The organism is Pseudomonas sp. Z1-14, assembly GCF_051132005.1.
In the GTDB taxonomy this organism is placed as follows: Bacteria; Pseudomonadota; Gammaproteobacteria; order Pseudomonadales; family Pseudomonadaceae; genus Aquipseudomonas.
The window spans coordinates 5,042,398-5,063,024 of the sequence record NZ_CP071646.1 but is presented as its reverse complement, the minus strand read 5'-3'; the positions used below and the strand labels follow the sequence as shown (position 1 = coordinate 5,063,024).

Sequence of the window (20,627 nt, the reverse complement as noted above, 5' to 3'; positions counted from 1 at the left end):
GTTTCAGGCCCGGCGTTGCAAGACGGCAACAAACGCAGTAGGCGAAAAAACTAGAGAATGAAAGGAGAGGGAAAATGTTCGAACTCGTAGACAACATCCCCGCCAGCCCGGTTATCAAGGTAATCGGTGTCGGCGGTGGCGGCGGCAACGCTGTCAACCACATGGTCAAGAGCAACATCGAAGGCGTTGAGTTCATCTGCGCCAACACCGATGCTCAGGCGCTGAAAAACATCGGCGCGCGGACCATCCTGCAACTCGGTACCGGCGTGACCAAGGGCCTGGGTGCCGGCGCGAATCCCGAGGTTGGCCGTCAGGCTGCCCTGGAAGATCGCGAGCGCATCGCTGAAGTCCTGGCTGGCACCAACATGGTGTTCATCACCACTGGCATGGGCGGCGGTACCGGTACCGGTGCAGCGCCGATCATTGCCGAAGTGGCCAAGGAAATGGGCATCCTCACCGTTGCGGTGGTGACCCGTCCGTTCCCGTTCGAAGGCCGCAAGCGCATGCAGATCGCCGATGAAGGCATCCGCGCGCTGAGCGAAAGCGTCGACTCGTTGATCACCATCCCCAACGAGAAGCTGCTGACCATCCTCGGTAAGGACGCCAGCCTGCTGTCGGCTTTCGCCAAGGCCGATGACGTACTGGCCGGTGCCGTTCGCGGTATCTCCGACATCATCAAGCGTCCGGGCATGATCAACGTCGACTTTGCCGACGTACGCACCGTGATGTCCGAAATGGGCATGGCGATGATGGGCACCGGCTGCGCCAGCGGTCCGAACCGTGCACGCGAAGCCACCGAAGCGGCCATCCGCAACCCGCTGCTCGAAGATGTGAACCTGCAGGGCGCCCGCGGCATCCTGGTGAACATCACCGCCGGTCCGGACTTGTCCCTGGGCGAGTATTCCGACGTGGGTAGCATCATCGAGGCGTTCGCTTCCGACCACGCGATGGTCAAGGTCGGCACCGTGATCGATCCGGACATGCGTGACGAACTGCACGTGACCGTGGTTGCCACTGGCCTGGGCGCGAAAATCGAGAAACCGATGAAGGTGATCGACAACACCGTGCAGACCGCCATGGCTTCGCAGCCCCAGCAGCAAGCAGCCGCTCGTCAGGAAGCTCCCGCGGTGAACTACCGTGACCTGGACCGTCCGACCGTCATGCGCAACCAGGCCCAGGCCGGTGCTGCGACTGCCGCGAAGATGAATCCGCAAGACGATCTGGATTACCTGGACATCCCGGCATTCCTGCGTCGTCAGGCCGATTGATGGAATGTATCAGGGGTATACGGGTGATTGGTGTTCAGCAAAGGTCTGGTCTGCTATCATCGCCAGCCTTTGTTGATACCAGTTCGCAATTTGCGCTGAAGCGGCCCATGCCATGATTAAACAACGCACCCTGAAGAATATTATCCGTGCCACAGGTGTCGGCCTGCACTCCGGCGAGAAGGTCTATCTGACCCTCAAGCCCGCGCCTGTCGACACCGGCATTGTGTTTTGTCGTGCCGACCTCGACCCTGTGGTGCAGATTCCTGCTCGCGCGGAAAACGTTGGTGAAACCACTATGTCGACCACGCTGGTCAACGGTGACACCAAAGTGGACACGGTGGAGCATTTGCTCTCGGCCATGGCTGGCCTGGGCATCGATAACGCCTACGTCGAGCTCTCCGCGTCCGAAGTCCCGATCATGGATGGCAGCGCCGGACCTTTCGTATTCCTGATTCAATCGGCTGGCCTGGAAGAGCAGGACGCGGCCAAGAAGTTCATCCGCATCCTGCGGGAAGTGACAGTGGAAGACGGCGACAAGCGCGCCACTTTTGTCCCTTTCGAAGGTTTCAAGGTGAGCTTCGAGATCGATTTCGATCACCCGGTTTTCCGTGACCGCACCCAGAGTGCAAGCGTGGATTTTTCCAGCACTTCGTTCGTCAAAGAAGTCAGCCGCGCGCGTACCTTTGGTTTCATGAGTGATATCGAGTACCTGCGCAAGCACAACCTCGCACTCGGTGGCAGTGTGGAAAACGCGATCGTGGTCGATTCCGATGGCGTGTTGAACGAAGACGGCCTTCGTTATGAAGACGAATTCGTCAAACACAAGATCCTCGATGCAATCGGCGACCTCTACCTGCTGGGCAACAGCCTGATTGGTGAGTTCAAGGGCTTCAAGTCCGGCCACGCGCTGAACAACCAGCTGCTGCGCAAGTTGATTGAGCAGAAAGACGCTTGGGAAGTCGTGACGTTCGAAGACGCCAGCACCGCACCAATCTCTTACATGCGCCCTGTAGCGGCCGTGTAAGCAAAAAACCTCTCTAGTTTTTTAAGGGCTGCCTTCGGGTGGCCTTTTTTTATGGCTGGGTTTTATGTCGGCTGCGAAAGGCTTTTGTGGCGAGGGAGCTTGCTCCCGCTGGACTGCGAAGCAGTCCTCAACCTGGTCTGCGGTGGATCAGGCGAGCGAGTCGCTATCTCTGGGGCCGCTTCGCGGCCCAGCGGGAGCAAGCTCCCTCGCCACAAAAGCAGGAGCAAGGCTTACATCGCACAAACAACTCGATTACGCCCGCTGGCCTTGGCCTGGTAGAGCGCCTTGTCGGCGGCGAGCAGCAACGCCTCAAGTTCGTTGTAAGGCCCGTTCGCCCACGTAGCGATGCCGATGCTGACGGTCATGGGGGCGTCGCCGGGCAGTTGCTCAACGGCTTCGCGAATGTTTTGCGCCATGGTGAACGCTCCTGCGGTCGTCGTCTCCGGCAGCACCACCGAGAACTCTTCACCGCCATAACGCGCCGCCAGGTCGGCGGGTCGGCGCACGTACCCGCCGATCAGTTGCGCCAGGGTTCGTAACGCCTCGTCACCGCGCTGGTGGCCCAGGCGATCATTGAGCGCCTTGAAGTGGTCGGCATCGATCATCAGGATCGACAACGGTTGACCGGAGCGCTGGGCGCGCAGCCACTCCAGTTGCAGCGTCTGGTCCAGCGTCCGGCGGTTGGCCAGGCCTGTCAGCGGGTCGACGGATGCCAGCAGGGCCAGTTCCCGTTCAGCGGTGTGCCGGCGTCTCAATTCCCGACGCAGCAGCCAGGTGAGCCAGAGCAAGCTGAAGCACAGCGCGCCCGTGGCGCCACTGACCAGCAGCGCCGTGCGTTGCCATGAAGCGAAAACCTCTTGGGAAGAGAGTGCGACCACGACGATCAGCGGCAGATTACCTACCTGGGAAAAGGTGTACAGCCGCTGCTTCTGATCCACGCTGGACACGCTGGTGAAACTGCCATCGCCTTCGCGCAGGATCCGCACGAAGTTCGGTCGGCTGCTGAAATCCTTGCCAATCATGTCTTCGGCCAGAGGCGGCTCCTGAGCCAACAGGATCCCGTCGCGGCTGACCAGGTTGACCGTGCCGCCATGGCCGATGTTCAAGCTCTTGAAGAGCTGGCTGAAGTAGCCCAGGCGCATTGCAGCCTCGGCCACGCCCATGAACTCGCCCCTGTCGTCGTTCAAGCGGTAGCTGAAGCTGATGCGCCAGTCATGCGGACTGCTCCGGGCCCGGAACGGGCGGCTGATCTTCATGCCCGGGCCCGGATCCTGCAGATGGGACTGGAAATATTCCCGATCGGCGTAATTGCCCTTGCGCGGTTCGACCGAAGCGGAATCGGCGACCACGTCGCCGCGCTTGTCGAGCAGCAATATGTCGCCTTTATAAGGGGCTGCGGTGGCGCGGTCGAACAGGGCGAGGTGGCGGATCGTTGGCGAAACGTCCTGGAGGTCCTGGCGTTTCGCTGCGGCAATCAGGCCTTGCAGCGAAAGATCGTAGAGTTCGACATTGCGTAGTACGTCGGCGTCGATCAACTGCACAATGTTGCTCGCCGCGCGCGTCGCTGCCTGCTGCGCGCTGGCGTGTTCACGGATCAGCAGGAACGTGACGATAGCTACGATGGCGATGACAACCAGCGAGCTGGCCAAAACGAGTACCCGTTCCGAACGTATCGAAAGCGGGATGTTGCCGGGTGTTGCACTGCTCGCGCTCATGATTCCGATCTGCATTGTCATGTGGCTGGGATCCTTCCCATAGGCTGCTCATCTTTAACAGCGGATGACTGGCATCAGACAATGCTGGCCTTTTGCAAGATTGTGCTTGTGACACTGAAATTGAGCAATCCACATCGTGGCTTATTGCATGGAAATCGAGGTTGGATGGACTGCCGCTTTCGCGAGCAGGCTCGCTCCCACAGTGTTGTCCTTGGGTGGGCGTATGCCACAGGAATTTCGTGGGGGCGGGCTTGCTCCTCAGGCCGGCAAGCGGATCCCGAAGGTGTTGGCACCACGGTCGCTGCGCACGAATACATCGCCGCCGTGCATGAGCGCAATCGCCTTGACGATGGCCAGGCCCAAGCCGTGGTTGGCGCCGCTGTTGCTGCGGGAGACGTCGACCCGGTAGAAGCGCTCGAACAGGCGCGGCAGGTGTTCGCCGGCGATAGGCTCGCCGGGATTGGTGACGCCTAGGATGACCTGGTCGCCGGTGGCTTCGATGTCCACGTCGATCACCTGGCCGGGCGCGGTGTGCTGGACGGCGTTGCTGAGCAGATTGATCAAGGCCCGGCGCAGGTGGGCGATCTCGATACTGGCCTGGGCATCGCCGCTGACGCGAACCTGGACCTGGGCGTCCTCCAGGATGAAGTCCAGATAATCGAGGGTGGTTGCCACCTCATCGGCCAGGGACGTCGTGGTCAGCTTGGTGGCCTTGCTGCCCTGGTCGGCGCTGGCCAGGAACAACATGTCGTTGATGATCGAGCGCAGTCGCTCCAGCTCTTCGAGGTTCGATTGCAGCACTTCGAAGTAATGCTCTGCCGAGCGCCCGCGGGTCAGCGCCACCTGCGTCTGGCCGATCAGGTTGGTCAGCGGCGAGCGCAGTTCATGGGCAACGTCGGCATTGAATGACTCCAGCCTTGAATATGCCTGCTCGACGCGGTCCAGGGTTGCGTTGAAGGAACTGACGAACTGGTTGAGTTCCGGTGGCAGCGGTGACAATTGCAAGCGCCCGGTGAGCCGGGGCGGGGCCAGGCGCCGCGCTTCGTCCGACAACTTGATGAGTGGCTTGAGACCGATGCGCGCCACCCAGTAGCCCAGCAACGAGGCCAGCAGCACGCCGACGATCGCCAGGCTCACCAGCGCGACCAGCAAACGATGCTGGGTCTGGTAGAAGGTCTCGGTGTCGATACCGATCATGAACCGTAGCGGCGGCCGCTGGTCCTTGGCCGGGAACTGGCTCACCAGCACTTTCATCGGGTAATGCTGCGTCGCCAGCTTCAGGTCACGTTTGCCCAATGGACCTGCGGCGAAGGCACGGATCTGTGCATCGGGGTTACCGTATTCAAAGCGCGGGTCATCGCTGACGATCCAGAAGTGGATGCGTTTATCCTCCTCGCCGAGCAAGCGCAGCTTGTTGTTGATCTTGACCCAGTGCTCCGGCGTGCCATAGCGGCCGACGGTGGACTCCAGCACGCTGTAGCGGGCATCGAGCTCTGCCTCTGGCAACAGGCCGAGACCTTTTTCGACCTGCTGGTACAAGCCGCCGCCAATCAGCAGGAACACCAGCGCCGCCACCAGCGTGAACATGCCGCTCAGGCGCAGGGCGATGCTGTTACTCACCGCGATTCTCCAACACATAACCCATCCCTCGGATGGTGTGCAGCAGTTTGTGCTCGAAGGGCCCGTCGAGCTTGGCCCGCAGGCGTTTGATCGCCACTTCGACGACGTTGGCGTCGCTGTCGAAATTGATGTCCCAGACCATTTCGGCAATCGCGGTTTTCGAAAGGATCTCGCCTTGGCGGCGAGCCAGCACGCTGAGCAGCGAAAACTCCTTGGCGGTCAGGTCCAGACGCTGCCCGGCGCGGCTGGCCTTGCGGCTGATCAGGTCGATCCAGAGGTCGGCGATGCTCACTTGTACTGGTTCATGGCCGCTGCTGCGGCGGGTCAGGGCTTGCAGGCGGGCCACCAGCTCCAGGAACGAAAACGGCTTGCCCAGATAATCATCGGCGCCATCGCGCAGGCCCTTGATGCGATCTTCGACCCGTTCGCGGGCGGTGAGCATGATGACCGGCGTCTGCTTGCGGGCGCGCAGGGCCCGCAGCACGCCAAAGCCGTCGAGGCCCGGCAGCATGACGTCGAGCACGATCACCGCATAGTCACTTTCCAGGGCCAGGTGCAGCCCTTCGACGCCGTCCCGCGCCACATCCACGATGTAACCCTGTTCGGTCAGGCCGCGGTGCAGATAGTCGGCGGTTTTTTCTTCGTCTTCGATGATCAGAACGCGCATGGCCCGGCCTCAGTCTGCATTTGCCAGCGCCGCCGTCGGCGCAGAACCGGGTCGAGGCGCGGGCCGATGGAACAATCGCTCCAGCCACAAGTATATGACCGGCGTGGTGAACAGCGTCAGTGCCTGGCTCACCAGCAGGCCACCGACCACCGCGATGCCCAGTGGTTGGCGCAATTCGGCTCCAGGGCCGTAGCCGAGCATCAATGGCAGGGCGCCGAGCAGGGCGGCCAGGGTCGTCATCATGATCGGACGGAACCTCGTCAGGCAGGCCTGGAAAATCGCCTCCTGCGGCGTCATCCCACCGTTGCGCTGGGCATCGAGGGCGAAGTCGATCATCAGGATGCCGTTCTTCTTGACGATGCCGATCAGCAGCACCAGGCCGATCAGCGCCATGATCGAGAAATCCTGGCCCAACAGCCAGAGCATGATCAACGCGCCGAGGCCGGCCGAGGGCAACGTGGAAATGATCGTCAACGGATGGACGAAACTCTCGTAGAGCACGCCGAGGATGATGTACACCGCCACCAACGCGGCGAGGATCAGCCACGGCTGGCTTTTCAGCGAGCTCTGGAACGCCTGGGCCGCGCCCTGGAAGCTGCCGGTGATGGCGGCGGGCATGCCGATCTCGTTCTTGGCCTGGTCGAGCAGGCGCACGGCATCCCCCAGCGCCACGCCCGGCGCGAGGTTGAACGACAGGTTGGCGGCCGGGAACATGCCGTCGTGGGCAATCGACAGCGGGCCGTTGGTCGGTGCGTCGAAGCGGGCGAGGGCCGAGAGCGGGACCATTTCCCCGCTCAGCGGCGAGCGCAGATAGAAATACGCCAGGCTTTCGGCCTTGCCGCGTTGCTGGGTGTCGAGTTCCAGGATGACGTTGTACTGGTTGGTCTCGGTCTGGAATTCATTGATCTGCCGCTGGCCGAAAGCGTCGTAGAGCGCCTGGTCGACATCGCTGGCGGTGAGGCCGAAACGTGCCGCCGCGCTGCGGTCGATGTTGATGTGGGTGATGCTGCCGCCCAGTTGCAAGTCGTTGGAAATGTCGCGGAATGCCGGAATGCTGCGCAGCTTGTCGGTGAGTTTCTGCGTCCAGGCGTTGAGGGTCGGCCCGTCGTTGCTCTTGAGCACGTATTGATACTGGGCGCGGCTCGGGCCGGAGCTGAGGTTGATGTCCTGCCCGGCCCGCAGGTACAGCACAACGCCGGGAATCTTCAGCAACTTGGGGCGGATCCGGTCGATGAAGCCGCTGGCCGATACATCGCGCTCGCCCCGAGGCTTGAGGGCGATCCAGAAGCGGCCGTTGGCGATGGTCTGGTTGTTGCCCGAGACGCCGACGGAGTGCGAGAAGGTCTGCACTGCCGGGTCGGCGGCGACGATCTCGGCCAGGGCCTTGTGCTTGGCCACCATGTCCGGGAACGAGATATCGGCCGCCGCTTCGCTGGTGCCCAGCACCAGGCCGGTATCCTGGACCGGGAAGAAGCCCTTGGGGATGAACACGTAGCCCACGACCGCGAGGGCGAGGGTCAGGCCGAACACGCCGATCATCAGTTTCTGGTGGGCCAGGGCCCGGCGCAGGCCGCGTTCGTACCCGCCGAGCAGGCGCTCGCCGAAACCCGGCCTGGCATGGGCGTGATGTTTCGGGGCGCGCATGAACAAGGCAGCCAGGGTCGGCGCCAGGGTCAGGGACACCACGACGGAAATCAGGATGGTCGAAGTGGCGGTCAGGGCAAATTCCTTAAACAGCCGCCCGACCACGCCGCCCATGAACAGCAGCGGAATGAACGCCGCCACCAGCGAGAAACTGATGGACACCACCGTGAAACCGATTTCCCCGGCGCCCTTGATCGCCGCCTCGCGCATGCCATCGCCGGCTTCCAGGTGCCGGTGGATGTTCTCCACCACCACGATGGCGTCGTCCACCACGAATCCCACCGAGATGACGATCGCCACCAGGGTCAGGTTGTTGAGGCTGAAACCCATCACATACATCAGCGCGAAACTGGCGGTCAGCGACACCCCGAGCACGGCCGAGACAATCAGCGTCGCCGAGAGCTGGCGCAGGAACAGCGCCATCACCGCCACCACCAGCAGCACCGCGATCAGCAGAGTGATTTCCACTTCATGCAGCGAAGCGCGAATGGTCTGGGTGCGATCGATCATCACCTTGACCTGTATGGCGGCAGGCAGCATGGCTTCCAGGGTCGGCAGCGCCGCCTGGATGCGGCCGACCGTCTCGACGATGTTCGCCCCCGGCTGGCGGAAGATCACCAGGTTGACGCCGGGCTGGTCGTCGGACCAGGCCTGCACGTAGGCGTTTTCCGAACCGTTCACGACTTTGGCGATGTCCTTGAGATGGACCGGTGCGCCGTCCCGGTAGGAAACGATCAGCTCGCCGTATTCCTCCGGCTTGAACAGCTGGTCGTTGGTGGACAAGGTGGAAATACTCGACTCGCCATACAGCGCGCCCTTGGCCAGGTTGAGGCTGGCCTGCTGCAGGGACTGGCGAATATCGGCGAGGGTCAGGCCGATGGCGGCAAGCCGGTCGGCCGAGGCCTGGACCCGGATCGCCGGCCGCTGCTGGCCGGTGATATAGATCTGCCCAACGCCGTCGATCTGGCTGATCTGGCGGGCGAGCAGCGTCTCGACGTAATCACTCAGTTCGGTGCCTGGCATCAGGTCGGAGCTGATGCTGAGAATCAGCACCGGGCTGTCGGCCGGGTTGACCTTGCGCCAGGTCGGCAGGTTCGGCATGTCATTGGGCAGCTTGCCGGCGGCGGTGTTGATCGCCGCCTGCACTTCCTGGGCGGCGGTGTCGATGCTCTTGTCGAGACTGAATTGCAGGGTCAGGTTGGTCGAGCCCAACGCACTGCTTGAGGTCATCTGGGTAATGCCGGGGATGGCGCTGAATTGCACCTCCAGCGGGGTCGCCACGGACGATGCCATGGTTTCGGGACTGGCGCCGGGCAGTTGGGCGTTGACCTGGATGGTCGGGAATTCCGCCTCGGGCAAAGGCGCGACGGGCAGGCGGGGAAAGGCGATCAACCCCAGCAATACCAGGGCGAACGTCAGCAGCACCGTGGCGATGGGGTGGTCGATGCACCACGCCGATATCGAGCCGCGGCCCTTCATGGCTGCGCCTGCCCGGTCTTGGCGAGGGCAGGCGGATCGCTGAGCACCTGGACGCTGCCGCCGGGCTTGAGGCGTGACTGGCCGTCACTCACCAGCTGATCGCCGGCGTTCACGCCTTTGATGATGTGCCTGTCGCTGTCCTGGTAAACCATTTGCACCGGCACGCTTTCGACCTTGTCACCTTTGACCCGATAGACGAAGTGTTGCTCCAGCCCGCGTTGGACCACGGTGGGCGGCACCACCAGGGCGCCCTTGTCGATAGCGGTCTGGATTTTCAGCGTCACCAGTTGCCCCGGCCACAGCCGTTGCGCGGCGTTATTGAATTCGGCCTTGGCCCGCAGGGTTCCGGTGTTGGTGTTGATCTGGTTGTCGATGAGGCTGAGCCGTCCCTCGCCGAGCAATTCCCCGGTCACGCCGTCGGCCCCGATATAGGCCTTGACCAAGGCCTGGTCCGGGGCGGCGATCAATCGCTGCAGGGTCGGCAGCATTTGCTGGGGCAAGGAGAACTCCACGGCGATCGGGTCGATCTGGGTCACCGTGAACAGGCCTTCGGTGTCGCTGGTGCGCAGGAAGTTGCCTTCATCCACATTGCGAATGCCGACGCGACCGCTCACCGGCGAGCGGATCTGCGTGTAGGACAGCTGCACCTGCGCCGAATCGATGGCCGCCTGGTTGCCCTGGGCAGTGGCCTTGAGCTGGTTGACCAGCGCCTGTTGCTGGTCGTAGGTCTGCTTCGATACGCCGTCATCGACGCTCAGCAGCTTGTAGCGCTTGAGGTTGACCTGGGCCACGGCCAGTTGCGCCTGGCTCTCGCTGAGCTGGGCCCGGGCCTGGTCGAGGCTGGCGCGGATCGAGCGATCATCGATGGTCGCCAGCAGGTCGCCCTTCCTGACCAGTTGCCCTTCCTTGACCAGCAGCCTGGTGAGGATGCCGTCGATCTGCGGACGGATCACCACGCTGTGCAGCGACAATACCGTGCCGATGCCACTGGCAAAGCGCGGCACATCCTGCTCGACAACGCTTATCACTTTCACTGGCACTGCGGTGGAAGCACTGGGTTTGCTGACGACGGGCTTCATGATGAACCAGAGGGCGAGGGCGGCCAGGGCGATCAGTAACGCGACGAGCAGGACGGTTTTTTTCTGGATAGGCATGAACGTGAAACGCCGGTTCGGGACGGAGGAATTCCTGGCTTTCTTATATAGCGTTGTGAGCCCGTCAGGAAGGTGACGGCTAGCTGTCAGGGCTGTCAGTTTTGTCTTGGTTTCCCGTCAGACGGAACTTAGCCATTGAATCTACCCCGTGCACCGCGATTTTGCGCAGGTATACTGCTGCGTTTCGCGGCTCACTTACCGAGCCCGGCATACCCGCCCGGAGCCTTACATGACTTCCCCAACACCATCGCCTGTGGACGAGCACCCGAACGGTGAACCGTCCGGCCAGACCGACAGCGATGTTTCCAGCGCCGCCGACGACAAGGCGCCGATCCCGGCCTTCAAGTTTCCATTCAAACCAGGCGACCTGGCGGCGGCCAAAGGTGCCGGCCAACAACCGTGGTACAAGAACGGCGCGAAGAATGGCCATACCAAGACCCCCGGCGCCGCGCCTCCCGGCACGCGCCGTTCGATGGGCAAACGCTGATCTTTCCCCTCGGCGCGCGGTCGCGGATTCAGTTCGCGACCCGTGCTCCCGTCAGGCTTCCACTCAATTCATAGGCCGTCAGTTCGGCCTGGTGCGCCGCGAGGATTTCCGGCAACGAGCCTCGCAGGTATTCGACCCACGTCTTGATCTTCGCATCCAGGTACTGGCGCGAAGGGTAGATGGCGTAAAGGTTCAGCTCCTGCGAGCGGTAGTTGGGCATGACCCGCACCAGCGTCCCGTTGCGCAAGCCTTCGATGGCGGCGTACACCGGCAGCACGCCCACGCCCATGCCGCTGGTGATCGCGGTCTTCATCGCATCGGCGGAATTCACCAGGAACGGTGAGCTGTTGATGGTGACCATCTCCTGGCCCTCCGGGCCGTCGAACACCCATTTCTCCAGCGGAATGACCGGGCTGACCAGGCGCAGGCAGGCGTGGTTCAGCAGGTCGCTGGGTTTCTGCGGGCAGCCGCTGGCCTTCACGTAGGCGGGCGACGCGCAGACGATGCTGTAAGTGATTCCCAGGCGCTGGGACACGAAGCCGGAGTCCGGCAACTCGCTGGCGAGTACGATCGAGACGTCGTAGCCCTCGTCGAGGATGTCCGGCACCCGGTTGGCCAGGGTCAGGTCGAAGGTCACGTCCGGGTGCGTCTTGCGATAACGGGCGATGGCATCGATGACAAAATGCTGGCCGATGCCGGTCATGGTGTGGACTTTCAATTGTCCGGCCGGGCGCGCATGGGCATCGCTGGCCTCGGCTTCCGCCTCTTCGACATACGCCAGGATCTGCTCGCACCGCAGCAGGTAGCGTTTGCCGGCTTCGGTCAGGGCGATGCGGCGAGTGGTGCGGTTGAGCAGACGGGTTTGCAGATGCGCTTCCAGGTTGGAAACCGCACGCGAGACGTTGGCCGTGGTGGTGTCGAGTTGCGCGGCGGCGGCGGTGAAGCTGCCGGCTTCGGCAACACAGCTGAACGCACGCATGTTTTGCAAAGTGTCCATGGAGGGCTCTCTTGGGAGGTGCCAAATTGTGACATGAAGTTACAGAGATGCGGGACCCCGACTAATGGATTATCACGATAACGGTAACAAAGATTCGCAGAAAGGTCGGCTTATCGCCGTTGGGGGCGATGCCTAGAATTGCCGCCAGTCCAGGATCCTGTGGGAGCGAGCCCGCTCGCGAAACAGGCACCCCAGTTGTCCTCGGTGTGTCTGCGCGGCCGCTTTCGCGAGCAGGCTCGCTTCCACAGGCGTGTACCAGGGCGAAATTCTTATCGTCTCTTCTTGCCTCTCCACCTCAGGAATATTGCGCCCGTGCCGCGTTGCATCAGCAGAGAGCTGAAGACTCTCAGTGTTTGGGTTTTGACGCTGACTCTCAGCGGTTGTATCGGGACGGGAGGAATCGCGCCGCAAGGCGAGCTCTTGTTGGCCAACCAGTTGGCGACCGATGCGGCGATACGCGAGGCCGCCCGCGATGCTCACTGGCCGACCCGCCAGTGGTGGAAAGCCTATGGTGACCCGCAACTGGACGGCTGGATTGACCTGGCCGTGCGAGACAGCCCGAGCCTGGCCATGGCCGTCGCCCGGGTGCGCCAGGCCAAGGCCATGGCGGGTGTCGCCGAGGCCGCCGAGTCGCTGCAGATCAATGGCGAGTCGGCCCTCAAGCGCCACAACTGGCCCACCGATCAGTTTTATGGCCCCGGCGAACTGGCCAACACCACCACGTGGGACAACAACGCCGCCCTGGGCCTGAGCTATGCGTTGGACCTGTGGGGCCGCGAGCGCAGCGCCAGCGAGCGGGCCGTCGACCTGGCCCATGTCAGCGTCGCCGAGGCGCGGCAAGCGCAGCTGGAACTGCAGGACAATATCGTGCGCGCCTACATCCGGTTTTCGCTGCATTACGCCCAACGCGACATCATCGCCGCGACCCTCCATCAGCAAGAGCAGATCCTCGAACTGGCGCAAAAGCGTCTGGACGGTGGCATCGGCACCCATTTCGAAGTCAGCCAGGCCCAGGCGCCATTGCCGGAAACCCATCGTCAGCTCGACGCTCTCGACGAAGCCATTGCCCTGAGCCGCAATCAACTGGCGGCGCTGGCCGGCAAGGGCCCGGGCGACGGCGCGCGCCTGCAACGGCCGAGCCTGGCGCTGGGGGCTCCGTTGAAACTGCCATCGGCATTGCCCGCCGAACTGCTCGGCCAGCGCCCGGATGTGGTTGCCGCGCGCTGGCAGGTGGCGGCCCAGGCCCGTGGAGTCGAGGTGGCGCGCGCGGGTTTTTACCCCAACGTCGACTTGGTCGGTAGCCTGGGTTACATGGCTACTGGCGGTGGGGCGCTGGAGTTCCTGACAGGCAAGAAGCTCACCTACAACGTCGGCCCGGCGATTTCGCTGCCGATCTTCGATGGCGGACGCCTGCGTGGCGAGTTGGGCGAGGCTGCGGCGGGTTATGACATCGCCGTGGCGCGCTACAACCAGACGCTGGTGAATGCCCTCAAGAGCATTTCCGATCAGTTGATTCGCCGTGAGTCGATGGACAAGCAGCAGGCCTTCGCCGCCGAATCGGTGGCCGCCGCCCAGCGCACCTACGACATTGCGCTGGTGGCGTTCCAGCGGGGGCTCACCGACTACCTCAACGTGCTCAACGCCCAGAGCCTGCTGTTCAAGCAACAACAGGTGCAACAGCAGGTAGAGGCAGCGCGGCTGAGCGCCCATGCCGATTTGGTCACCGCATTGGGCGGCGGGCTGGAGGCCGGCAGCGACATGCCTGTGGCAGGCGCTCCCCTGTGGCGAGGGAGCTTGCTCCCGCTGGGCTGCGAAGCAGCCCCAGGTTCTTCAGATGGGTGCCGCGCCGTCCCTTCAGGTGGATGCTGCGCACCCAAGCGGGAGCAAGCTCCCTCGCCACGATGCTGAGCAGGCCTTCCGTGACGTATTTACTTCGGCTTCATCGCCTCGAATGGCGCCGTGGCTTTTTCGACTGGGCCCGCAGCGATGGGGTGACCTGGGTCTACATCTTCAAGGTATTGCTCGCCGCGTTCCTGACGCTGTGGCTGGCGATGCGCCTGGAGTTGCCGCAACCGCGTACGGCGATGATCACCGTGTTCATCGTCATACAGCCCCAGAGTGGCCAGGTCTTCGCCAAGAGTTTTTATCGCCTGCTCGGCACCTTGGCCGGCTCGACGGTGATGGTGGCGCTGATCGCCCTGTTCGCCCAGAACACCGAGTTGTTTCTCGGCTGCCTGGCGATCTGGGTCGGCATCTGTTCGGCCGGAGCAGCGCGTTATCGCAACTTTCGCGCCTACGGTTTTGTGCTGGCCGGGTACACCGCGGCGATGATCGGCCTGCCGGCCCTGGCCCATCCGGAAGGGGCTTTCATGGCGGCGGTGTGGCGGGTGCTGGAGATTGCCCTGGGGATTCTCTGCGCCACCGCGGTGAGCGCTGCAATCCTGCCGCAAACCGCGAGCGCGGCCATGCGCAACGCGCTCTACCAGCGCTTCGGGGTGTTCGCCCTGTTCGTCACCGATGGCTTGCGCGGACGCAGCCAACCCGAGGCATTCGAGGCACGCAACGTCGCTTTCATCGCCGAGGCGGTGGGCCTGGAAAGCCTGCGCAGCGTGACCGTGTTCGAAGACCCGCACATGCGCCGGCGCAACGGCCGACTCAGTCGCCTGAACAGCGAATTCATGGGCGTTACCACGCGCTTCAATGCCTTGCATCAGTTGCTTGAACGCTTGCGCAACGGCGCGGCGGACGCGGTGGTGGACGCGATCAAACCCGGTTTGCAAACCCTCGCCGAATTGCTCGACGGCTTCAGCGCGCGGGCCTTGACCGATGCCGATGCGACGCACCTGGCGGCGGCGCTGGCGGCCTACAAGGCCGACTTGCCGGCTCGGGTGCGCCAGCTGCGGGCACAGTTTCAGGAGACGGATCCCAGCGAGGCGCAGCAGTTGGATTTCCATACTGCATACGAATTGCTCTATCGCTTCGTCGAAGACCTGCATGGCTACGCCCAGACCCACGCGTCACTGGCCGATCACCGCCACGAACGTGAGCGCTGGGACGAACCCTTTGTGTCGCAGACCAATGGCCTGGCCGCCGCGGCTGCCGGTTTTCGTGCTGCCTTCATCCTGGTGGTGCTGGGCAGCTATTGGGTCGCCACGGCCTGGCCGAGCGGTGCGACCATGACGATGATCGCCGCCGCCACCGTGGGCTTGTCGGCCGCCACGCCGAACCCCAAGCGCATGGCGTTCCAGATGGCCTGCGGCACGTTGTTCGGGGCGTTGATCGGGTTCGTCGAGATGTTCTTCATCTTCCCGTTGATCGACGGCTTCCCCTTGCTGTGCGTGATGTTGGCGCCCGTGATCATGCTGGGCGCGTTCCTCAGCTCACGTGCGCAATACGCCGGGGTCGGGCTGGGCCTGCTGATTTTTTTCAGCACCGGCTCGGTGCCGGACAACCTGACGGTCTACAACCCCTACGCCTTCATCAACGACTACCTCGCGATGATCCTCGGCATGCTGGTGTGTGCGGCTGCCGGGGCGATCATCCTGCCGCCCAACAGCCGCTGGATGTGGCGCCGGCTGGAACAGGACTTGCGCGAACAAGTGGTGTTCGCCATCAGCGGCAAGCTCAAGGGCCTGGCGTCGGGATTCGAGAGCCGTACCCGCGATCTGCTGCACCAGGCCTACGGGCTGGCGGCGGGACAGCCCCGGGTGCAACGGGACTTGCTGCGCTGGATGTTCGTGGTGCTGGAAGTCGGCCACGCGATCATCGAGTTGCGCAAGGAACAGTCGACGCTGCCGGTGCATCCGGCCTATGCCGAAAGCCAGCCATGGCGCCAGGCGATCCGGGTGATGGGGCGGGCGCTGGTGCGGCTGTTCCGCCAGCCCGGCCAGAACAATCTGGAGCGCGCCCTGGTCGCGGTGGACCAGGCCATCAGCCGGGTCCAGGCCACCGACGAACCTTTCGCCCCGCATTTCGACACCTCCGCCCTGCGCCGGGTAAAGAGCTACCTGCACTTCATCCGTACCTCCCTAATGGACCCGCAATCACCCTTGGCGGCTTATGCCGCGTCGCTGCCCCAGGAACCTGAACATGCTCCGTGAGATCGCCTTCCACGGCGTATACATGCCGACCATGACCCTGATGTTTTTCATCGCCGCCGGCCTCGCCTGGGCGTTGGATCGTTTCCTCTCGGGGCTGGATCTGTACCGTTTTTTCTGGCATCCGGCGCTGCTGCGCCTGAGCCTGTTCACTTGCCTGTTCGGCGCGCTGGCGCTGACGGTCTACCGTTGAGATCGATGCGATGAAGAAATTTTTCAGCCTGCTGGCGACGCTGTTGGTGCTGGCGCTTGCGCTGTGGATCGGCCGGACGTTGTGGGTGCATTACATGAACACCCCATGGACCCGCGATGGCCGGGTCCGGGCCGACATCATCAACGTCGCCGCCGACGTCAGCGGCGAAGTGATCGAGGTGCCGGTGCGTGATAACCAGTTGGTCAAGAAGGGGGACTTGCTGATGCGCATCGACCCCGAGCATTACCGCATTGCGCTCAAGCAGGCGCGTTCCCTGGTGGCGTCCCGCAAGGCCACTTGGGAGATGCGCAAGGTCAACGCCCATCGGCGCGCCGACCTGGACAGCCTGGTAATTTCCCGGGAGAACCGTGACGACGCCAGCAATACCGCCGACTCGGCCCTGGCTGATTACCAGCACGCCCAGGCGCAGCTGGAGGCGGCCGAGCTGAACCTGGCTCGCACCGAGGTCCGTGCGGCGGTGGACGGCTACGTCACCAACCTCAATGTGCACCGTGGCGACTATGCGCGCATCGGCGAGGCGAAGATGGCCGTGGTGGACATGAATTCGTTCTGGGTCTATGGCTTCTTCGAGGAAACCAAGTTGCCCAAGGTGCAGGTCGGCGATGCCGCGCAGTTGCAGTTGATGAGTGGCGAATTGCTCAAGGGGCACGTGGAAAGTATCTCCCGGGGCATCTACGACCGCGACAACCCCGAGAGCCGGGAACTGATTGCCGACGTGAACCCGACCTTCAACTGGGTGCGCCTGGCCCAGCGGGTGCCGGTGCGTATTCATCTGGACGAAGTGCCGGACGGCGTGCTGCTGGCGGCGGGGATGACCTGTACGGTGGTGGTAGAACCCCACGACAAGCGCTGAGCCCCTGTGGGAGCGAGCCTGCTCGCGGAAGCGGTGGTTCAGCCAACATCAATGTTGAATGTGAGACCGTATTCGCGAGCAGGCTCGCTCCCACTTTTTTACCAGTTGCTCTTGGATTTTCGTTCACCCGTGGCGAGGGAGCTTGCTCCCGCTGGGCGGCGAAGCCGCCCCAAACCAGCCACTGCGGTGCGTCAGGTAAACCGCATCAGCCGGATTGCGACTGCTGCGCAGCCGAGCGGGAGCAAGCTCCCTCGCCACAACAGCAAAGCTTGCAAGCCTTGATAGTTACAACGACCGACCCAACCCGAACCGCTTCATCAAGCCTTTCTCCAGCAACCCCTTGGGCAACAGACCGGCCATCAACGGCAAGGACCGGCTGCCGTTGCCCAGACGCAACAAGCGCGGTGGTTTGGGTTGTTGCACGGCTTTGAGCAGCGCGGCGGCGAATTCGGCGGTGGGGGTGGGGTTGTCCTGGGAGGCCTTGGCGCGGGCGCGGATACCGTCACGCAGGGGCCACCAGGGCGATTGTTCGCTGATCAACTGCTCGGCTTCATGCCCGGCATTTTTTGCGAAGCTGGAGGCAATGGCACCGGGCTGAACCTCCATCACGCGGATCCCGAACGGCGCCAGTTCCATGCGCAGCGCATCGCTCAACGCATGCACCGCTGCCTTGGAGGCACAATAGGCCCCGGCAAATGGCGTGACCAACACACCGGAAACACTGCCGATGTTCACCACCAGCCCCTTCGCCCGGCGCAGCACCGGAAAGAGCGCGCGGGTCACGCCGACGATGGCGAACACGTTGGTTTCGAACTGACGCTGCATGGCCGGCACGCCGCCATCCAGCAACGGGCCCATGGCGCCATAACCGGCGTTGTTGACCAGCACATCGAGGCCGCCATGTTCCTGGTTGATTCGCTCGCCGAGCTGTTCCAGCGCCTGAGCGTCATTGACGTCCAGTTGTACCGCGGTGAACCCGGCGGCGCGCAACTGCGCCACGTCGTCATCCTTGCGCGCGCTGGCCCAGACCTGGTAACCGGCGGCCTTGAAAGCCTCGGCGAGGGCGCGGCCGATGCCGCTGGAACAACCGGTGATCAACGCAACGGGCATGGCGCTTTCCTTGTGCAAAAAATGGGAGGGTCAGTTGGAGAAACTACCTTGCAGTCGCTCGGCACGAAACTCCAAGGTCTGCGGGCGGTAGCCGGGGCGCAGTGGCGGTATCGGCAGGCAGTCCTGCCAGTCGGCGCCGGGTTGCAATTCGCCAGGGCCGCGGTAGCGCGGTGAGCTGTAGAGGTTGTCCGCCAGGTTGATGGTATCGCCGGGAGCATAGGCTGCGATTCGCCAGCGCAGTTCGGTCAGGGGCACGTCGTTGCCGTTACGCATTTTCAGCAGCAGTGGGCGATCGGCGGGGCACTGGTCAGGAGCGAACGTGACGCGCAGGTCCAGACGTGCCAGTTGCCGGGTTTCCCGGTTCTCTTCCCAGAGTACCCATGCCGCCACCAGCCCCAACCCGACAAACGCCGCCAGGGACACCGGCAATGCCTTGGCCGGGTAGCGCAACAGCAGGATGAGCCAGGTGATGACCAGCAAGACGCCGATAAACATGGTTGAAGCCTCCGTGACCGTCGCCACATCCTACCGAAGGGGGCGGGCCATGGGTATTGCTCCCTGGATGGGTCACCGAACGCCTAGGAAAAAGCCCCCGCCCAACCCGCTGCGGATAGGGGACGCAGTGGGCTGGACGGGGGCTTCTTGTACGACTGATCTTTTGTTGCCGATCGTTACTACTGATCGTTGCTACTAGTTGTTACTGGGCGATGGTCTTCACCGACACGCCGCGTTCGATCGGGGTGGAGCGACCGTAGATGTCTTCGAAGCGCTCGATGTCGTCTTCGCCCAGGTAGCTACCGGACTGCACTTCGATGATTTCCAGCGGGATCTTGCCCGGGTTGCGCAGGCGGTGGACCGACGCGATCGGGATGTAGGTCGACTGGTTTTCGCAGAGCAGGAACACATTCTCGTCGCAGGTCACTTCGGCGGTGCCGCTGACCACGATCCAGTGTTCGGCGCGGTGGTGGTGCATCTGCAGCGACAGGCACGCGCCCGGCTTGACCGAGATGTGCTTGACCTGGAAACGACCGCCCATGTCCACCGAGTCGTAGGAACCCCATGGACGATAGACTTCGCAGTGGTTCTGGGTTTCGGTGCGGCCCTGGGCATTGAGGGTGTTGACCATCTGCTTCACGCCTTGGACCTTGTCCTTGTGGGCGATCATCATGGCGTCCTTGGTTTCGACCACGACGATGTTGTCCAGGCCGATCACCGACACCAGCTTGCCGTTGCCGTGGATCATGCAGTTGCGGCTGTCCTGCACCACGACGTCGCCCTTGGTGACGTTGCCGTTGGCGTCCTTCGGATTGACTTCCCACAGCGACGACCAGCAGCCGACATCGCTCCAGCCGGCCGACAGCGGCACTACGCAGGCGCGTTGGGTTTTTTCCATCACGGCGTAGTCGATGGAGTTGTCCGGGCAGCAGGCGAAAGTGGCTTCGTCAAAAGTGATGGTGTCGGCGGTCTGCTCGCTGCGCTCCAGAGTCAGCAGGCAGGTGTCGTAGATGTCCGGATCGTGCTTTTTCAGCTCTTCGAGGAAGCGGCTGGCACGGAACAGGAACATGCCGCTGTTCCAGAAGTAACCGCCGGCATCGACGAACTCAGTGGCGCGCTTGACGTCGGGTTTTTCGACGAAGTGCGAAACGCGGCTGACGCCTTCAGGCAGCAGGGCATCGTTGGTCGACTTGATGTAGCCATAACCGGTTTCCGGCTTGGTCGCCGGTACGCCGAACAGCACCATTTCGCCACGCTCGGCGGCCACGGTGGCCAGCGCCAGGGCGCGTTGCAGGGCCTTCTGGTCCTCGACGACGTGGTCGGCCGGCAGCACCAGCATCAGTTCGTCGCGGCCTTCATTGACCAGCATCATCGCAGTCAGGGCCACGGCAGGTGCGGTGTTGCGACCGAACGGTTCCATCAGGATGCGCTGGGCTTCCAGGTTGCGGGCCGACAGCTGCTCGTTGACGATGAAGCGGTGGTCCTTGTTGCAGACCACGATCGGCGTGTCCATGCCTTCGAACACCAGGCGCTCGAGGGTCTGCTGGAACAGGGTGTGTTCGCCGGTCAGGGCCAGGAACTGTTTAGGGAATTGCTTGCGCGAAAGCGGCCAAAGACGTGAGCCGCTACCACCTGACAAGATCACCGGAATCATGTGTGTTACTCCTACAAAATCGAAATGGTTTCAGAGCTACTGCGTTCTGTCGTTTCACTCTCTTGTTGTTGTTCCGTGCCTGAATGACGCCTCGGTTCAAAGTGGGAGCAGGTTGGCTCCCACAGGCAGGGCGTCAGTCAGGAAAACTC

The 20,627-nt window shown here is 63.0% G+C and carries 16 protein-coding genes; 7 read left to right on the top strand and 9 right to left on the bottom strand.

The features are described 5' to 3' along the window. Nucleotides 1–74 precede the first annotated feature (74 nt). Both ftsZ and lpxC read left to right on the top strand, forming a co-directional pair. Nucleotides 75–1,268, top strand: coding sequence for a cell division protein FtsZ (gene ftsZ / locus J3P89_RS23360; protein WP_305496634.1), 1,194 nt, complete (start codon nt 75–77; stop codon nt 1,266–1,268). A gap of 112 nt (nt 1,269–1,380) precedes the next feature. After that, a complete protein-coding gene (lpxC, locus tag J3P89_RS23355) occupies nt 1,381–2,292 on the top strand; it encodes a UDP-3-O-acyl-N-acetylglucosamine deacetylase (protein ID WP_030139673.1) in 912 nt (303 codons plus the stop codon). Nucleotides 2,293–2,522: 230 nt separating this feature from the next. Here the strand turns inward: lpxC and J3P89_RS23350 are convergent, their stop codons facing one another. The 5 genes from J3P89_RS23350 to J3P89_RS23330 form a co-directional block, all read right to left on the bottom strand. Next, nucleotides 2,523–4,007: a sensor domain-containing diguanylate cyclase gene (locus J3P89_RS23350; protein ID WP_434698046.1), complete on the bottom strand. Its 1,485-nt coding sequence runs from the start codon at nt 4,005–4,007 to the stop codon at nt 2,523–2,525. 258 nt (nt 4,008–4,265) lie between these two features. Then, a complete protein-coding gene (locus J3P89_RS23345) occupies nt 4,266–5,645 on the bottom strand; it encodes a heavy metal sensor histidine kinase (protein ID WP_434695777.1) in 1,380 nt (459 codons plus the stop codon). Then, nucleotides 5,620–6,294, bottom strand: a complete 675-nt coding sequence (locus J3P89_RS23340; RefSeq protein ID WP_434625940.1) for a heavy metal response regulator transcription factor — start codon at nt 6,292–6,294, stop codon at nt 5,620–5,622. Before J3P89_RS23340 ends, J3P89_RS23345 begins: the two co-directional genes overlap by 26 nt. A gap of 9 nt (nt 6,295–6,303) precedes the next feature. Continuing rightward, the gene (locus J3P89_RS23335; protein WP_434695776.1) at nt 6,304–9,417 is read right to left on the bottom strand and encodes a multidrug efflux RND transporter permease subunit; all 3,114 of its coding nucleotides are present in this window, start codon (nt 9,415–9,417) and stop codon (nt 6,304–6,306) included. Beyond that, entirely contained in the window at nt 9,414–10,571 is a 1,158-nt protein-coding gene (locus J3P89_RS23330; RefSeq protein WP_434695775.1) for an efflux RND transporter periplasmic adaptor subunit, read from the bottom strand. The genes J3P89_RS23335 and J3P89_RS23330 overlap by 4 nt, the downstream gene beginning before the upstream one ends. A 229-nt stretch (nt 10,572–10,800) precedes the next feature. On the opposite strand from J3P89_RS23330, the gene J3P89_RS23325 reads away from it, so the two are divergent. Continuing rightward, nucleotides 10,801–11,058, top strand: a complete 258-nt coding sequence (locus J3P89_RS23325; protein WP_434625934.1) for a hypothetical protein — start codon at nt 10,801–10,803, stop codon at nt 11,056–11,058. Between the two features lie 28 nt (nt 11,059–11,086). Here J3P89_RS23325 and J3P89_RS23320 read toward each other — a convergent pair whose 3' ends face one another. Continuing rightward, complete coding sequence (locus tag J3P89_RS23320) at nt 11,087–12,055, bottom strand: LysR family transcriptional regulator (RefSeq protein WP_434569728.1); 969 nt, start codon at nt 12,053–12,055, stop codon at nt 11,087–11,089. A 312-nt stretch (nt 12,056–12,367) separates the two neighbouring features. Between J3P89_RS23320 and J3P89_RS23315 the strand changes: the two genes are divergently transcribed. Genes J3P89_RS23315 through J3P89_RS23300 form a run of 4 tightly spaced genes read left to right on the top strand, consistent with a single transcriptional unit; the run spans nt 12,368 to nt 17,219 of the window. Further along, nucleotides 12,368–13,963: an efflux transporter outer membrane subunit gene (locus J3P89_RS23315; RefSeq protein WP_434695774.1), complete on the top strand. Its 1,596-nt coding sequence runs from the start codon at nt 12,368–12,370 to the stop codon at nt 13,961–13,963. An 11-nt stretch (nt 13,964–13,974) separates the two neighbouring features. Next, nucleotides 13,975–16,155, top strand: a complete 2,181-nt coding sequence (locus tag J3P89_RS23310) for an FUSC family protein (protein ID WP_434695773.1) — start codon at nt 13,975–13,977, stop codon at nt 16,153–16,155. Continuing rightward, nucleotides 16,145–16,345, top strand: a complete 201-nt coding sequence (locus J3P89_RS23305; RefSeq protein ID WP_434569726.1) for a DUF1656 domain-containing protein — start codon at nt 16,145–16,147, stop codon at nt 16,343–16,345. The genes J3P89_RS23310 and J3P89_RS23305 overlap by 11 nt, the downstream gene beginning before the upstream one ends. Nucleotides 16,346–16,355: 10 nt before the next feature. Next, nucleotides 16,356–17,219 (top strand): efflux RND transporter periplasmic adaptor subunit, encoded by an 864-nt coding sequence (locus J3P89_RS23300; RefSeq protein WP_434695772.1) that lies wholly within the window; start codon nt 16,356–16,358, stop codon nt 17,217–17,219. A gap of 285 nt (nt 17,220–17,504) precedes the next feature. On the opposite strand, the gene J3P89_RS23295 is transcribed toward J3P89_RS23300, so the two are convergent. The 3 genes from J3P89_RS23295 to J3P89_RS23285 form a co-directional block, all read right to left on the bottom strand. Continuing rightward, nucleotides 17,505–18,329: an SDR family oxidoreductase gene (locus J3P89_RS23295; protein ID WP_434695771.1), complete on the bottom strand. Its 825-nt coding sequence runs from the start codon at nt 18,327–18,329 to the stop codon at nt 17,505–17,507. A 30-nt stretch (nt 18,330–18,359) separates the two neighbouring features. Next, nucleotides 18,360–18,824: a multidrug transporter gene (locus J3P89_RS23290; RefSeq protein WP_434695770.1), complete on the bottom strand. Its 465-nt coding sequence runs from the start codon at nt 18,822–18,824 to the stop codon at nt 18,360–18,362. A gap of 202 nt (nt 18,825–19,026) precedes the next feature. Then, nucleotides 19,027–20,478, bottom strand: coding sequence for a mannose-1-phosphate guanylyltransferase/mannose-6-phosphate isomerase (locus tag J3P89_RS23285; RefSeq protein ID WP_434569722.1), 1,452 nt, complete (start codon nt 20,476–20,478; stop codon nt 19,027–19,029). Between the last annotated feature and the right edge of the window lie 149 nt (nt 20,479–20,627).

Coding starts and splice junctions, on each gene's coding strand:
- ftsZ (WP_305496634.1), top strand. CDS start 75: ATGTTCGAACTCGTAGACAACATCCCCGCCAGCCCGGTTATCAAGGTA.
- lpxC (WP_030139673.1), top strand. CDS start 1,381: ATGATTAAACAACGCACCCTGAAGAATATTATCCGTGCCACAGGTGTC.
- J3P89_RS23350 (WP_434698046.1), bottom strand. CDS start 4,007: ATGAGCGCGAGCAGTGCAACACCCGGCAACATCCCGCTTTCGATACGT.
- J3P89_RS23345 (WP_434695777.1), bottom strand. CDS start 5,645: ATGTGTTGGAGAATCGCGGTGAGTAACAGCATCGCCCTGCGCCTGAGC.
- J3P89_RS23340 (WP_434625940.1), bottom strand. CDS start 6,294: ATGCGCGTTCTGATCATCGAAGACGAAGAAAAAACCGCCGACTATCTG.
- J3P89_RS23335 (WP_434695776.1), bottom strand. CDS start 9,417: ATGAAGGGCCGCGGCTCGATATCGGCGTGGTGCATCGACCACCCCATC.
- J3P89_RS23330 (WP_434695775.1), bottom strand. CDS start 10,571: ATGCCTATCCAGAAAAAAACCGTCCTGCTCGTCGCGTTACTGATCGCC.
- J3P89_RS23325 (WP_434625934.1), top strand. CDS start 10,801: ATGACTTCCCCAACACCATCGCCTGTGGACGAGCACCCGAACGGTGAA.
- J3P89_RS23320 (WP_434569728.1), bottom strand. CDS start 12,055: ATGGACACTTTGCAAAACATGCGTGCGTTCAGCTGTGTTGCCGAAGCC.
- J3P89_RS23305 (WP_434569726.1), top strand. CDS start 16,145: ATGCTCCGTGAGATCGCCTTCCACGGCGTATACATGCCGACCATGACC.
- J3P89_RS23300 (WP_434695772.1), top strand. CDS start 16,356: ATGAAGAAATTTTTCAGCCTGCTGGCGACGCTGTTGGTGCTGGCGCTT.
- J3P89_RS23295 (WP_434695771.1), bottom strand. CDS start 18,329: ATGCCCGTTGCGTTGATCACCGGTTGTTCCAGCGGCATCGGCCGCGCC.
- J3P89_RS23290 (WP_434695770.1), bottom strand. CDS start 18,824: ATGTTTATCGGCGTCTTGCTGGTCATCACCTGGCTCATCCTGCTGTTG.
- J3P89_RS23285 (WP_434569722.1), bottom strand. CDS start 20,478: ATGATTCCGGTGATCTTGTCAGGTGGTAGCGGCTCACGTCTTTGGCCG.